A 13,942-nucleotide genomic window follows, 5' to 3' on the forward strand; every position below is an offset into this window, starting at 1 on the left:
GTGGATATGTCTGTGGAAAGACCTAACGCCAGCGGGTGGAAAGAACCACACCGAAGATGATGAACGCAAACCCGATCAGCAGGTTCCAGTTCCCCAGGGGGCCGATGAAGGGCGCAGTCGGTGCGACATAGTAGACGGCGATCCAGAGGATGCCGATGACCCAGGAAGCCACCATGACCGGTGCCAGCCAGCGGGGACTGACCTTGATCTGCTTGGTGGACGACGGCGGCGGGGTGTAGACCGCCTTCTTGCGAGCCTTGGGCTTGGGCACTGGGGTTCTCCTGCGTCAACCCTGCGCGATCCGGACCGTGCGCAGGTTCTGTCAGCTAGCGTAGTCGCTGGTAAGCGAAGACCGCAGTAAGGATAGTCGGCACATGCGGGACATGGCGATCCCGCGGGGACGTTCATCGGGGGGCAGACGATGAGCCGCGTCCTCGTCGTGGACAACCACGACAGTTTCGTCCACACCATCGTGCAGTACCTGCGCGAGCTCGGCGCCGACTGCGACGTACGGCCCCGCGACACCGTCACCGTCGAAGACGCGGCCGGCTTCGACGGCGTCCTGATCAGCCCCGGGCCGGGCACCCCGGAGGAGGCGGGGGTGAGCGTCCCCCTCGTCGGCTACTGCGAGCGGCGCGGCCTGCCGCTGCTCGGCGTCTGCCTCGGGCACCAGGCGATCGCGGTGGCCCACGGCGCGACCGTGACCCGGGCCCCCGAGCTGATGCACGGCCGGACGAGCGCGATCGTCCACGACGGGCGTGGCGTCTTCGCCGGTCTGCCGTCCCCGGTCACCATGACCCGCTACCACTCGCTGGCCGTACTGCCCGAGACGGTCCCGGAGGACCTGGAGGTCACCGCGGCCACGGCCGACGGGGTCGTCATGGGGCTGCGCCACCGTACGGCGCCGGTCGAGGGCGTGCAGTTCCATCCCGAGTCGGTGATCTCCGAGTACGGTCACCGGCTGCTCGGCAACTGGCTGGAACAGCTCGGAAACCGGCCGGAAAAAACCGTGTAACGCCGCGGACGTTCTGAACGACTAACCAGTGAGCCCTTCCGCCATTGCCCCCGAGTGGCGGAAGGGCTTCTTCCATGCCCGGGAGCCCGTCCACGTCCGGGACCGGTCCGTGTCCCCGGTGCCCGGAAGGCACGAGAGAGCACAGGAAGACCACAAGAGCACGGGAAGACCGGAAGACCACACAGGAAGGGCCCCGCCGTCGGCGGGGCCCTTCAGGCGTGCTCGGGAGGATCAGCCCTCGACGTCGCTGGGCGGCTCATCGACGGTCGGCGGTTCCTCCGTGGTCGGCTCCTCGGTCGGGAACGGGTCCTCGGTCGGCTGCTCGGTCGGGAACGGGTCCTCGGTCGGCTGCTCGGTCGGGGTCGGCGGCTGCCCGGTGGACACGGTCAGCCTGATCGTGGTGTTCGGCTGGAGCTTCGAGCCGGCGGGAGGAGTCTGGTTGAGCACGATGCCCTCGGGCTCGTTGCTCGGCTGCTCGGTCACCCTGACCTTGAAGCCCAGGTCCTCAAGCTGGCGCTTGGCGTCCTTGACGTCGAAGCCGAGGACGTTGGGCACCTCCTGGGCCTCGGCGGGGACGTAGATCCGGACCGTGCTGTCCTTGTTGACCCGCTTGCCCGCCGGGGGATCGGTCTCGAAGACGACGCCCTGCTTGCGGCCGGACGGCTTGGTCTGCAGGCTGGCCTTGAGGCCTGCGGCCTCCAGAGCGGCCTGGGCCTCCTCCGCGGTCATGTTGACCACGTCGGGCACCTCGACCTTCTCCACGCCCTTGGAGACGATGAGGGTGACCTCCTGGCCCTTCTCCACCTCGGAGCCGGCCTTGGGATCGGTGCCGATGACCACGCCCTTGGGCTGCTCGCTGCTGTACTCCTCGGTCTTCTTTACCTTCAGTCCCAGGCTGGTGAGGGTCTCGGAGGCGGCCTTCTCCGTCTGGGAGGCCAGCTCCGGGATCGCCACCTTGCCCCCGCCGGACGACGTGCCGGGGGAGCTGAGGAACATGTAGCCCACACCGATGAAGGCGCCGATGACCAGAAGCGGGATCAGGATCCACGCGGCGGTCTTTGCCGCGCTGCCGCCGCTCTGCTGGCGCCTGCGCCCGCGTTCCGCGCGTCCGCCGTCCTCGGGGCCGTACTCGTACGCCGGGACGGCGGTGGTGCGCTGCGTCATCGGGCCGCCGGGGCCCGCCACCTGCGTCGGCTGGTGCAGGGTCTGGGTGGCCGCACCGTAGTTGCTGGCCAGCGACATGGTCTGGGCGTCCATCGGCATGCCCGACAGCGCCCGCTGGATGTCGGCCCGCATCTCCCCGGCGCTCTGGTAGCGCTGGCCGGGGTCCTTCGCCATCGCCTTGAGCACGATGGCGTCGGCCCACGCGGGGATCTCGCGGTCGACCTGCGAGGGCGGGATCGGGTTCTCCCGCACGTGCTGGTAGGCGATCGCCACGGGGGAGTCGCCGGTGAACGGCGGCTGGCCGGTCAGCAGCTCGTACAGCACGCAACCGGTGGAGTAGATGTCGCTGCGGGCGTCGACCCGCTCACCGCGGGCCTGCTCCGGCGAGAGGTACTGGGCCGTGCCGATGACCTGCGCGGTCTGCGTCATGGTCGCGGCCGAGTCGGCCATCGCGCGGGCGATGCCGAAGTCCATGACCTTGACGTCGCCGTTGCGGGTGATCATGATGTTCGCCGGCTTGATGTCCCGGTGGACGATGCCGCCACGGTGGCTGTAGTCCAGCGCCCGCAGGATCCCGTCGACCAGTTCGGCCGCGCGCTCGGGCAGCAGCCGGCGGTCGTTGCGCAGCAGGTCGCGCAGGGTGGTGCCGTCGACGTACTCCATCACGATGTAGGGCACGGGCGCGCCCTCGGAGGTGTCCTCGCCCGTGTCGTAGACCGCGACGATGGACGGGTGGTTCAGTGACGCGGCGGACTGCGCCTCCCGGCGGAAACGCGCCTGGAAGGTGTGGTCCCTGGCCAGATCCGCGCGGAGGGTCTTGATCGCGACGATCCGGTCCAGCCGGATGTCCCGTGCGCGATACACCTCGGCCATGCCGCCACGGCCGACGACGCCGTCAAGCTCGTAGCGATCGCCGAGGCGTCGGGGCTGAGTCATTTCCTGCACTGTCCCTTACCGTTCATCTTGGGTGCCGGTGGGCTCTCGGGCCACCGGTGTCCATCATCGGCCCCTCGACGCATCACGTCTCCCCGTTTGGCGGGGTCGCCTCCCCGGGATCGGGGGTGGTGGTGGTCGGTGTGGGGCTCTGCGTCACCGTCGGGGTGGTCGGGGCGGGGGTCGGGGTGGTCGGAGCGGGGCTCGGGGACGATGACGTTCTCGTCGGCCGGGCGGTGGGCGTGGCCGACCTACTTACCGTAGCCGACGGCGCCGGGGAAGGTCGGGGGGACGTGACCGGAGGCGCCGTCGTCCGGGTCACCGGCGACGTGCCCTTGGTGGCTCTGGACGTGGGCGGCGTGGTGACCGGCGTCAGCCGGGTGAGCGGCTGCGCGGGCCCGGCGCCGTCGCCCCTGCGGTTCATCTCCTGCAGAACCAGGGTGCCCAGCCCGACGGCCGCGGCGCACCCGGCCGCGGCCGCGACGATCGCCCCCGTCCGCCGCAGTCCGTTCCGCTTCGGGGCCGTCCGCGCGGTCCCGGCCCCGCGGGAGGGAGTGCGCGCCGTACGGGGACCGTGATCCGGGCCCGTGCCGCCGGACCCCGGTCCCGGGAGCGGCGCCGCCGTGCCCGGGCCGGGAGCGACCCGGGTCCCCGAGGGCCCCGGCCGTCCGGCTGCGGACTCCGTGGGCCCGGTGAGTCCCGTGGGCTCCGCGAAATCCGCGAGCTCCGCCGCGCTTGCGGGCTCCACCCGCCACCCGGAGGGGTCGGTGAGCATACCCAGCTCCACCGCGCCCGCGGTGGCCAGCGACTCCCGCAGCACGTAGGCCCGGTCCGACAGCTCCCTGGAGCTCGCCGGGCGGCGGGCGGGGTCCTTGGACAGGCACGCCATGACGAGGTCGCGCACCACCGTCGGGACGCTCTCGGGCAGCGGGGGCGGAGGGTCGTTGAGGTGCATCAGCGCGATCGCCACCTGGTTGTCGGCGACGAACGGCGGCCGGCCCGCCAGGCACTCGTAGGCCACGACGCCCAGCGAGTAGATGTCGGTGGCGGGCGAGAGGGTGGTCCCGGACGCCTGTTCGGGGCTGACGTACTGCGCGGTGCCGAGCACGGTCCCGGTCTGGGTCACGGGCGCCGCCTCCAGCGCCCTGGCGATCCCGAAGTCGGTGATCTTGACTGTCCCGGTCTCGGTGACCAGCAGGTTCCCCGGCTTGATGTCCCGGTGGATGATTCCCGACCGGTGCGCGGCGTGCAGCCCCCGGGCGGTCTGGTGCACCACGTCGAGCGTGATCTCCGAGTTCAGCGTCCCGTTGCGGGCCAGGATGTTCGCCAGGGACTCACCGGAGACCAGCTCCATCACCAGGTAGGCGACATCGCCGTCCTCGCCGTAGTCGAAGACCTGGGCGATGCCCGGGTCGGCCAGCCCGGCGGCGATCCGCGCCTCGGTGCGGAACCGCTCGCGGAAGTGCGGGTCGGCCGCGACGTGACTGCGGAGCAGCTTCACGGCCACCTCGCGGGCGAGCAGCTCGTCCCGGCACCGCCAGACCTCGCCCATGCCGCCGGCGGCGATCCGCCCCAGGGGGCGGTATCGGCCACCGAGCAACGACGTCATTTATTCAGCACCGCTTCCATCACGCTCTTGGCGATGGGCGCCGCGGTCTGACCGCCGGACGCGTCGTCGCCGGCGCTGCCCGACTCGACGATGAGGGCGACCGCGATCTGGGGGTCGTCGGCCGGGGCGAAGGAGATGAACCAGGCGTGCGGGGCGCGGCCCTCGGCGGTCTCCGCGGTACCGGTCTTGCCGCCGACCTTCACGCCGGGGATCTTCGCGGCGCCGGCCGTGCCGAGCTCGACGACGTTGACCATCATCTCCTGCAGCTTGGCCGCGCTCTCCGGGCTCATCGCGGTGCTGAGCTCCTCGCGATCCTCCCCCTGGATCTCGGTCCCCTCCGCGTCGGTGACCCGCTTGACCAGGTACGGCTTCATGACCACGCCGTCGTTGGCGATGCCCGCGGCGACCATGGCCATCTGCAGCGGGGTCATCTGGTTGCTGCGCTGGCCGATCGAGGCCTGGGCGAGGGCGGCCTTGTCCTCCTCGGGGCCGATGCTGCTGGGCGAGACGCCCATCGGGATCCTCAGGGGTTCCAGGTCGGGCCCGATGCCGAACTTGGCGGCCTGCTCCTTCATCGTCTCGTAGCCGAGATCGATGCCGATCTTGCCGAAGGGCGTGTTGCAGGACTTCTCCAGCGAGAAGGAGAGCGTCACCCGCCCGGCGCCGCACGCCGCGCCGCCGTAGTTGGGCAGGTCGGCGGTGGTGTTGGGCAGGTCGAGCACCTGCGGCGCGTCCACCTGCGACTGCGGGCCGAGCGAGTCGTCGCTCTCCAGGTAGGCGGCCATGGTGACGACCTTGAAGGTCGAGCCCGGCGGGTAGGTGCGCGCGATCGCCCGGTTGACCAGCGGCTGGTCCTTGTCCTTCTCCAGCTTGGCGTAGGCCTTGTTGACCGCGGCCTTGTCGGCCGGGGCGAACAGGTTGGGGTCGTAGGTGGGGATGGAGACCATCGCGAGGATGGCTCCGCTCCTCGGGTCGATCGCGACCAGCGCGCCCTTCTTGCCGCTGGCCCCCAGCGCCTTGTAGGCCGCCTCCTGCGCCTTGGGGTTGATCGTCACCTCGACGTTGGCGCCCTTGGTCGTCTTGCCGGTGACCAGGTCGATGCCGCGCCGGATCACCAGGTCGGGGCTGGAGCCGTCGAGCAGGTCGTTGGTCTCCCGCTCGATGTCGCTGGTGTTCTCCGGGGCGAAGAACCCGGTGACCGGCGCGTAGATCTCACCCTTGGGGTAGACGCGCTTGAACCGGGTCTCGGAGTCACCGGTGTCCTTCGACTCGGCGAGGACCGTGTTCCCCGCGGTGATCAGCCCGCGCTCGACCTCGTAGCGGGCGAAGAAGTTGCGGCGGTCGAGGGAGTTCTGCTTCAGGTCGTCCGCCCGCACCACCTGCAGGTAATTGATGTTGATCATGAGCAGGCCGAACATGACCATGCAGGCCAGGGCGGCGCGCTTGAGGGTACTGTTCATCGCTGGAACACCTGGGTGAGTCCTTCGTCCTGAATGGCCTGGGGCGGCGGCTTCCTGGCCGCATCCGACATCCGTACCAGCAGTGCGATGAGGATCCAGTTGGCCAGCAGTGCGGAGCCGCCCTGCGACATGAACGGCGTGACCAGGCCGGTGAGCGGGATCAGGTTGGTGACGCCGCCGACGATGATGAAGACCTGCCAGGCCAGGATGAACGACAGACCCCCGGCCAGCAGCTTGGAGAACGGGTCGCGGGCGGCGAGGGCGGTGCGCAGGCCCCGCTCCACCAGCAGGCCGTAGATCATCAGCAGCGCCATCAGGCCGGTCAGGCCCAGCTCCTCGCCGATGGCGGCGAAGATGAAGTCGGAGAAGGCCAGCGGGATCAGGCCGGGGTGGCCCTGGCCGAGCCCGGTGCCGAGGACGCCGCCCTGGCTCATGCCGAACAGCCCCTCCAGGAGCTGCGCGCTGCCGCCCAGTTCGCGGTAGTACAGGGCGGGGTCCTCGGGGTTGAGGAAGACCTCGACCCGGGCCGCGACGTGGCTGAAGATCGAGCTGGCCACGATCGTGCCGCCGGCGAAGAGCAGGATGCCGATCAGCACCCAGGAGGTGCGCTGGGTGGCGATGTAGAGCATCGCGATGAACGTGCCGAAGATCAGCAGGGAGGAGCCGAGGTCCTTCTGCAGGATCAGCACGCCGAGGCTGAGTCCCCAGGTGATGAGGATCGGGCCCAGGTCGCGGGCGCGGGGCAGGTCGATGAAGAGCAGTCGCCGCCCGGCCAGGGCCAGCACATCGCGCTTGGCGACCAGGTAGCCGGCGAAGAAAATGATCAGGGCGAGCTTGGCGAGCTCGGCCGGCTGCAGGGTGAAGCCTCCGGCGCCGATCCAGATGCGGGCGCCGTTGATCTCCTGGCCGATGAACGGGATCAGCGGCGAGATCAGCAGCAGCAGGCCGAGGGCCCCGGCGGTGTAGGTCAGGCGCTGGAGCGCGCGGTGGTCGCGCAGCACGATCAGCGTCACGGCGAAGACGACCACCCCGACGGCGGTCCACAGCAGCTGGTTGGTGGCCGACGCACCGCCCTCGCCGCCCGCGCCCACCTCCAGGCGGTAGATCATCACCAGGCCGAGGCCGTTGATCAGCGTCACCAGGGGCAGGATCAGCGGGTCCGCCCACGGGGCGAACCTGGCCAGCACCAGGTAGGCGGCCAGCATGAAGCCGCCGAGGCCCAGGCCGTAGGTGAGCATGCCGGAGGGGATCTTCCCGTCGATGCCCAGTCCCACGGCCGCGTAGGCCGCCATGACGATCAGGACCGCGAACGCCAGCATCACCAGCTGCGCCATCCGCCGCTTGGCCGGCAGGGCAACGGGCTCGGCGCTGGGGGTGCTGACGGTGGGGGCACTCATGAGTTCGTGGGCCTCGGGGTCGCGGTGTCGCCGGACTTCGTGGGCTTCGAGGTGGGGCTGGCATCGGGCGTCGGAGTGGCGGCGACGTCACCGCCGGCGGAGGCCGAGGAGGCCGCCTGCAGGTCTTCGACCTTCTTGACGCCCGCGGCCTCGTCGGCCACGGGGATGCCGTTGCGGACCTGCTTCTGCTCGGACGGGCCCAGGCTCGTGACCGGGATGGTGGTGCTGCGGACAGGGTCGAAGAGCTCGAACGGGCCGAGCGTGGTGTTCACACCCCGGTAGACCACGATCTCCTCACCCCGCAATCCTACGAAATACTGGTCGTCGAGCCACTGGTTCCCGAAATACCAGCCTAGGCCGCCGCCGAGGAGAATGACGCCCCCGATGGAAGTCAGCAGCGGCCACACGCGCCGTTTCCTGGCCGGCCGGGCCACGGCCCTGGGCTCGTGCTCCTCGAAGTCGTCGTCGGTGATGACGGGCTGGGGCATGGTCGCCGGGCTGCCGGGGTCGAGCGGAGCGGGCGCGCCCTGCTGCGCCTGCACGCGGCTGAGAGTGGAACCCGCGGCGCCCACCACGGAGGCCTCCGTGGCCGGCGCGATCGCCTCGTCCAGCTCCAGGACGTCGGCGATGACGCAGGTGATGTTGTCCGGGCCGCCGCCCCGGTTCGCCAGGTCGATGAGCGTGCGGACCACCGTCTCGGGATCGTCGATCGTGGAGAGCGTATGGTGCAGCGTCTCCGCGCTCACGACTCCGGACAGGCCGTCGGAGCAGAGCAGGTAGCGGTCGCCGATCTGGGCCTGCCGCAACGACAGGTCGGGCTCGACCTCGCCGCTGCCGTCCAGCGCGCGCAGCAGGATCGACCGCTGGGGGTGCGTGGCGGCCTCCTCCTGGGTGATCCGGCCGTCGTCCACCAGCGACTGCACGAGGGTGTGATCCTGCGTGATCTGGTAGAGCTCCCCGGAACGCAGCAGATAGGCGCGGGAGTCGCCGACGTGGGCCAGGGCGACGTTCGTGCCCGACCACAACATGGCGGTCAGCGTGGTGCCCATGCCCTTGAGGCTGGGGTCCCGTCCCACCATCTCGTGGAGCTGGCGGTTGGCGTCGCGGACCGCGGCGTCGATGGCGCTGAGCAGGTCAGCTCCGGCCGCGCTCTCGTCGAGGGACGACATGGCGGCGATGGCGACCGAGCTGGCCACCTCGCCGTGTGCGTGCCCGCCCATGCCGTCGGCGACGGCGAGCAGGCGGGCGCTGGCGTATGCCGAGTCCTCGTTGCCTTCGCGGAGGAGGCCGACGTCAGAGCGGGCGGCGTAGCGGAGTGCGATGGTCATTTGCGCAATTCGATGACGGTCTTACCGATGCGGATCGGAACACCGAGCGGCACCGGAGTGGGACGGGTGACTTTGGTCCGGTCGAGGTACGTGCCGTTGGTGGAATTGAGATCCTCCACGATCCACTGACCGTCCTGAGGGAAGAGCCGGGCGTGCCGGCTGGATGCGTAGTCGTCGCTGACGACCAGGGTGGCGTCGTTCGCCCGCCCGATGGTGATGGGTGTCTCCGCCAGGGGGATGGTGGTGCCCTGGAGAGGACCGCCGACGACGACCATCTGCCGGGGTTCCCCCTTCTTGGGTTTGGCCGGGGCCTTGACCGGCTTGGGGGCCTTTCGCGCGGGAGCCGCGGTGGCCGTACGGGATCCGAACAAGTCTGTCCGGATCACGCCGACCGCGGCAATCACGAAGAACCACAGCACCGCGAGGAACGCGAGCTTGATCAGCAGCAGCGTGAGCTCGGACATGGACCGTCTGTTTACCTTTAATCGCGCCGGAAAACCAGAGTCGTACGCCCCAGAGTCACACGAGTGCCGTTCTGGAGCTCGACCCGGCGGACCGGCTGGCCGTTGACGAAGGTGCCGTTCGTGGAGCCGAGGTCGACGAGAACGACCTGGTGGCCTTCCACGCGCAGCTCGGCGTGGTGCCGGGACACACCCGGGTCGACCAGCCGGAGATCGCAGTCGGTGCCCCTGCCGAGCAGGGTCACCGGAGTTGTCAGGTCGTAGGACCGCTGGCCCTGCGGGTCGTCCTGAGTGGAGACCAGCAGGCGGGGGTGGCCCTCGAAGGAGCGCAGGTGGCCCTGGGGGACATCGGTCGGCGGCCGGCGGATCTCGTCCTGCTCGACCGTCGCGCCGCGGATCACTCCGGAGCGGATCCGGAACAGACCGACGGCCAGGTCGGCGGCGGTCTCGAAACGCACCCGGACCGGCCCCACGAACGAGTAGCCCTGTTCCTTGGCGTACTCCCTCGCGAGGTTGGCCAGCTCCTGGCTGATGCTGTCGGCGTATACCTCCAGACGCTCGCTGTCGGTCGTGGACAGCTCCACCACGAAGTCGTTGGGCACGAGCGTGCGACCCTGGGCGACGATCGCTGCACGCTCGTCCATCTCCCGCTGAACCGCGCTGGCGACCTCGACCGGCTGAAGGTCAGACTTGAACGCCCGGGCAAAGGCGCCCTCGACCAAGCCTTCAAGCCTGCGCTCGAAGCGCTGAAGGACTCCCACCGGCTACCTCCCTTCCTCCGTCGTACATATGGTCGCGGCCGCTCAGGTGTGTGTCGGCCCGTTCTTGCTCTCTCACACCCGTTTCGCCGCTCCGCATCTAGATGGATCGTATCCGGGTTCGTAGGTACCGGCCGATCCGTGCTAATGTTTCGACCGCACCCAACAAGGGCGGGTGGCGGAACGGCAGACGCGCACGGTTCAGGTCCGTGTGTCCGAAAGGACGTGAGGGTTCAAATCCCTCCTCGCCCACTCGAATCGGCCCCGGCTGGTCGCGGATGGAATCCGCTTCCGCCGGGGCTTCTCGTCGTTGTGTCCAGGGGGCGACCCCCGCCAGCCCCCGATGTGGAGGGCTCCGCCCCCCACGCCCCCCGGCGGGGGCGAAGCCCCCTGCACCCCGCTGCGCCCCTGGGGAAGCGGGTACGGGCTGCCCCTCCGGGGACCGCTCCCGCGCTGTGGCCGTGATGAGGCGGCTCAGTGGCGGCTGCGGCCGGGCGGGTGCCTGAGAGGGCGTTCATGAAGGGCCGTCCAGGGGGTGAAGTGGGCGGTCGTGATCAGAAAGTAGTGGGTGGGGCGTCCGGGGAGAAGGCCCAGTCCTCCGATTGGCCGTTTCCGGTCTGGAGGGCATGGGCCTGTCTCCGTTGTAGCTCTTCCTCCTTGCTTGTCACTTTCGGGAGACTTGCAAGGACCGGAGAAGTGTGATTTTCGTTACGCCCAGCGCGGAAACGGGGCAGGTGAGGCCGGGGGCGCTCCCGGCCTCCTGTCAGCGGGGGACGGCGAGCTTGATGTCCAGGAGTTCGCCGAGCAGGTCGGTGAGGCTCACCATGCCGACGACCTCGCCGGCGTCTGTGACCAGGCCCACGTGGGCACGGGCGTCCTGGAGCGCGGCGACCGCCTCCGAGATCGTCGTCGTCCTCGCCAGGCGGGGTACCGGGCGGGCCAGCTCCGCGGGGCTCGTCCCTGGACGTACCAGAACATCCCTGACGTGCAGAACACCCAGGATGTCGGCGGGCGTACCGGAGCTGACCAGCAGGCGCAGGTGACCGCTCTCCGCGGAGACCCGCCGTATGTCCTGGCCGGAGGCGGCGGACGTCACCGCGGCGGCCTTGGCGATGGGCAGCATGAGGCGCTCGACCGGCTGCTGGTGGATCCGCAGCGCCCGGGTCAGCAGGTCGTGCTCGTACCGGTCGAGCAGGCCCATCCGGCCCGACTCGCCGACCAGCATGGCCAGCTGGACCGGCGTCCTGGTGGTGGCCAGCTCGTCCCGCGGGCGCACGCCGAACAGCCGCAGCAGCGCGTTGGTGAGGCCGTTGAGCGCGGCCAGCACCGGGCGGACGAGCCAGGTGAAGCCGCGGAAGGGCAGCGCCAGGCCCATCGCGGCGACCTCCGGATGGGTCAGCGCCCACGACTTGGGAGCCATCTCGCCGACCACCATGTGCAGGAAGGTGACCAGGGCCAGAGCGATCACCAGCGAGATCGGGACCCGGAGCGACTGGGGCACGCCGACCGCGCCGAAGACCGGTTCCAGGAGGTGCTCGATGGCGGGCTCGGTCACCATGCCCAGGCCCAGCGAGCACAGTGTGATGCCGAGCTGGGCCCCGGCCAGCATCAGGGAGAGCTCACGGCCACCGCGTACGGCGGCGCGGGCGGCGATCCGGGCGAACCGCCCGCCCCTGCCGGCCAGCTCCTCCATGCGGTGCCTGCGCGCCGAGATGACCGCGAACTCCGCGGCGACGAAGAAGGCGTTGCCGATCAGCAGGGCCACGCCGATCAGCAGGGCGGCGGTGGTGCTCATCGGCCGCTCACCTGGCCTCGCCCGGCCATCGGCCGATCGTGGTCGTGCTCGTACGGGGCCGGGGCCATCGCGTTTTCGTCCCCCCGCGCCTCGGACGCGCCGTCGGCGGCGGGCGCCAGCCGTACCCACTCGGGGACCCTGCGGTGCACCGACAACACCGTCAGGACCGCGTCGGCCTCGTCGGGATCGTTCTTCTCCAGCGGGTCGTTCTCCATGGTGAGCGTGACGGTGGCCGCGTCACCGGGCTCGGCCATCCGGCCCAGGGTGGCCAGGACCAGGCCCGCGACGGTGTCGTAGTCGTCGCTCTCGGGAAGCGACAGTCCGGTGGCCCGCTCGACCTCGTCGACGCGGAGCGTGCCGGGCACATTCCAGGTGCCGTCGCCGTTGGCGACGACGCCCGCGGGTTCGGGGTCGTTCTCGTCCATCAGCTCGCCGACGAGCTCCTCGGCGAGGTCCTCGACGGTGACCACTCCGGCCAGCCCGCCGAACTCGTCGATGACGCAGGCCAGGTCGTCACGGGCCGCGCGCATGCGCTCCAGCACGACCGGGAGCGGCAGCGAGTCGGGAACCAGCAGCGCCGGCCGGGTGATCTTCTCCAGGGGACCGTCCTCCAGGCCGGAGCGGAGCAGCTCGCGGACCCCGGTGACGCCGACCACGTCCTCGCCGTCGCGGTGGCAGAGCACCGGGTAGCGGGAGTGGCCGTGCTCGCGGACGGCGTCGACGAGGTCGGAGATCGGCCTGTCGTCGCGGAGCAGGACCACGCGCGGGCGCGGCACCATGACGTCCTCGGCGGTGCGGTCGCCGAACTCCAGGGCGCGGTCCAGCAGCTCGGACAGGCGCGGCGGAAGGTCACCGGCCGCACCGGACTCGTCGATGATCCTGGACAGCTCCTCGGGGCTGGCCCCGTGCTCGATCTCCTCGACCGGCTCCACGCCGACCTTGCGCAGCAGGCCGGTGGCGGCGGAGTCGAACAGCCGGATGACCGGCCCGGCGATCTTGAGGTAGACCAGGGTGGAGCGGGACAGGAACTTGGCCACCGGCTCCGGCCTGGCGATACCGAGGTTCTTGGGAGCGAGCTCGCCGAGGACCATCTGGATGATCGTCGCGATCGCCACGGCCAGCGCGACCGCGACCCCCGGCACCGCGGCCGGGGGCAGCCCCGCGGCCCCCAGCCAGGGACGGATCACGGTGGCGACGGCCGGTTCGGCGATGAAGCCGACCAGCAGAGCCGTGACGGTGATGCCGAGCTGCGCGCCCGAGAGCATGAAGGACAGTCGCCCCGTCACCTCCAGCGCGCGTTTCGCGGCGGCGTCACCGGCGTCGGCCTGTTCGCGCAGCACGCCGCGGTCGGCGGCCACGAAGGCGAACTCCTGGGCGACGAAGTAGCCGGTGGCGAGGGTGAGGAGCAGTACGGCCAGCAGGCCGAGAGCCGTGTTCACCGGGCGGCTCTCCGGTCTGGGTCAGCGGGTCCCGTGCGTCCGCACGGGCAGGTACTCCACGGTTCGGGAGTTGACACGGTCTTCCTTTCGAACGGCGATTGCCCTCTACCGTAACGACCGAGGTGGGGCTCGATGTTTCCGGATCGGGCGACCACCGTGTTCTTGGGGATTTTTATCGATCTTTGAGGATCGAGTACCCTTCTGGGTACTTTTACGCAGGAAAACCTTGAGGACGCGTCTGCGCGGGTGCGAGCCACGAAGTAGCGTCGATGGTGACGATTTCACCGTTGGTTGGAAAGTACTTCGAGAAGTGGCGGAGATGCGACGTGGGTGACTGGCAGGAAGACGACGACCGCACGCGTGCGCTCCGGTCGCCCGCCGCCGCGCCCGTGCCTCCCCGGGCGGCGGGCCAGCCCGCGTTCCCGGTCCCCGGGCAGGGTGGTCGGGTCGCACAGCCCCCGGGAGGCGGCCTCCCCCCGGACGCCCCCACCCCGGGCAGGCAGACCCGTGACGACACCGTGCCCAGGGCCGTCTCGCAGGTGTACGGCAAGGCACGCTCGGGTACGAGTCCCGTCCGGCCGAT

11 protein-coding genes and 1 tRNA gene are annotated in these 13,942 nt (G+C 70.3%); 2 read left to right on the forward strand and 10 right to left on the reverse strand.

Annotated elements, in window-relative coordinates; all coding sequences use genetic code 11:
- Positions 1 to 22: 22 nt before the first annotated feature.
- Positions 23 to 271 (reverse strand): cell division protein CrgA, encoded by a 249-nt coding sequence (locus IEZ08_RS25755; protein ID WP_068920481.1) that lies wholly within the window; start codon positions 269 to 271, stop codon positions 23 to 25.
- A 150-nt stretch (positions 272 to 421) separates the two neighbouring features.
- Between IEZ08_RS25755 and IEZ08_RS25760 the strand changes: the two genes are divergently transcribed.
- A complete protein-coding gene (locus IEZ08_RS25760; RefSeq protein ID WP_068920482.1) occupies positions 422 to 1,015 on the forward strand; it encodes an anthranilate synthase component II in 594 nt (197 codons plus the stop codon).
- 231 nt (positions 1,016 to 1,246) lie between these two features.
- On the opposite strand, the gene pknB is transcribed toward IEZ08_RS25760, so the two are convergent.
- The 7 genes from pknB to IEZ08_RS25795 form a co-directional block, all read right to left on the reverse strand.
- On the reverse strand, positions 1,247 to 3,115 hold the full coding sequence (gene pknB / locus IEZ08_RS25765; RefSeq protein WP_068920483.1) for a Stk1 family PASTA domain-containing Ser/Thr kinase: 1,869 nt from the start codon (positions 3,113 to 3,115) through the stop codon (positions 1,247 to 1,249).
- Positions 3,116 to 3,197: 82 nt separating this feature from the next.
- Positions 3,198 to 4,721 (reverse strand): serine/threonine-protein kinase, encoded by a 1,524-nt coding sequence (locus tag IEZ08_RS25770; RefSeq protein WP_068920484.1) that lies wholly within the window; start codon positions 4,719 to 4,721, stop codon positions 3,198 to 3,200.
- Positions 4,718 to 6,181 carry a peptidoglycan D,D-transpeptidase FtsI family protein gene (locus IEZ08_RS25775; RefSeq protein WP_189243148.1) on the reverse strand — a complete coding sequence of 488 codons (1,464 nt, stop codon included), beginning with the start codon at positions 6,179 to 6,181 and terminating at the stop codon, positions 4,718 to 4,720. The genes IEZ08_RS25770 and IEZ08_RS25775 overlap by 4 nt, the downstream gene beginning before the upstream one ends.
- On the reverse strand, positions 6,178 to 7,578 hold the full coding sequence (locus IEZ08_RS25780) for an FtsW/RodA/SpoVE family cell cycle protein (protein WP_068920486.1): 1,401 nt from the start codon (positions 7,576 to 7,578) through the stop codon (positions 6,178 to 6,180). The genes IEZ08_RS25775 and IEZ08_RS25780 overlap by 4 nt, the downstream gene beginning before the upstream one ends.
- Entirely contained in the window at positions 7,575 to 8,906 is a 1,332-nt protein-coding gene (locus IEZ08_RS25785) for a Stp1/IreP family PP2C-type Ser/Thr phosphatase (RefSeq protein WP_068920487.1), read from the reverse strand. Before IEZ08_RS25785 ends, IEZ08_RS25780 begins: the two co-directional genes overlap by 4 nt.
- A complete protein-coding gene (locus IEZ08_RS25790) occupies positions 8,903 to 9,370 on the reverse strand; it encodes an FHA domain-containing protein FhaB/FipA (RefSeq protein ID WP_068920488.1) in 468 nt (155 codons plus the stop codon). Before IEZ08_RS25790 ends, IEZ08_RS25785 begins: the two co-directional genes overlap by 4 nt.
- Positions 9,371 to 9,387: 17 nt before the next feature.
- Complete coding sequence (locus tag IEZ08_RS25795; protein WP_068920489.1) at positions 9,388 to 10,128, reverse strand: FHA domain-containing protein; 741 nt, start codon at positions 10,126 to 10,128, stop codon at positions 9,388 to 9,390.
- Positions 10,129 to 10,294: 166 nt separating this feature from the next.
- Between IEZ08_RS25795 and IEZ08_RS25800 the strand changes: the two genes are divergently transcribed.
- Positions 10,295 to 10,377 (forward strand) — tRNA-Leu (locus IEZ08_RS25800).
- 511 nt (positions 10,378 to 10,888) lie between these two features.
- Here IEZ08_RS25800 and IEZ08_RS25805 read toward each other — a convergent pair.
- Positions 10,889 to 11,920 carry a hemolysin family protein gene (locus IEZ08_RS25805; RefSeq protein WP_068920490.1) on the reverse strand — a complete coding sequence of 344 codons (1,032 nt, stop codon included), beginning with the start codon at positions 11,918 to 11,920 and terminating at the stop codon, positions 10,889 to 10,891.
- Positions 11,917 to 13,359, reverse strand: a complete 1,443-nt coding sequence (locus tag IEZ08_RS25810; RefSeq protein ID WP_068920491.1) for a hemolysin family protein — start codon at positions 13,357 to 13,359, stop codon at positions 11,917 to 11,919. Before IEZ08_RS25810 ends, IEZ08_RS25805 begins: the two co-directional genes overlap by 4 nt.
- Positions 13,360 to 13,942: the final 583 nt, after the last annotated feature.

It is taken from the genome of Planobispora rosea, from assembly GCF_014648175.1.
GTDB lineage: Bacteria > Actinomycetota > Actinomycetes > Streptosporangiales > Streptosporangiaceae > Planobispora > Planobispora rosea.

Bases quoted from the DNA above. Each gene is read 5' to 3' on its own strand.
- IEZ08_RS25760 (WP_068920482.1), top strand. From the start codon at position 422: ATGAGCCGCGTCCTCGTCGTGGACAACCACGACAGTTTCGTCCACACC.
- pknB (WP_068920483.1), bottom strand. From the start codon at position 3,115: ATGACTCAGCCCCGACGCCTCGGCGATCGCTACGAGCTTGACGGCGTC.
- IEZ08_RS25770 (WP_068920484.1), bottom strand. From the start codon at position 4,721: ATGACGTCGTTGCTCGGTGGCCGATACCGCCCCCTGGGGCGGATCGCC.
- IEZ08_RS25775 (WP_189243148.1), bottom strand. From the start codon at position 6,181: ATGAACAGTACCCTCAAGCGCGCCGCCCTGGCCTGCATGGTCATGTTC.
- IEZ08_RS25780 (WP_068920486.1), bottom strand. From the start codon at position 7,578: ATGAGTGCCCCCACCGTCAGCACCCCCAGCGCCGAGCCCGTTGCCCTG.
- IEZ08_RS25785 (WP_068920487.1), bottom strand. From the start codon at position 8,906: ATGACCATCGCACTCCGCTACGCCGCCCGCTCTGACGTCGGCCTCCTC.
- IEZ08_RS25790 (WP_068920488.1), bottom strand. From the start codon at position 9,370: ATGTCCGAGCTCACGCTGCTGCTGATCAAGCTCGCGTTCCTCGCGGTG.
- IEZ08_RS25805 (WP_068920490.1), bottom strand. From the start codon at position 11,920: ATGAGCACCACCGCCGCCCTGCTGATCGGCGTGGCCCTGCTGATCGGC.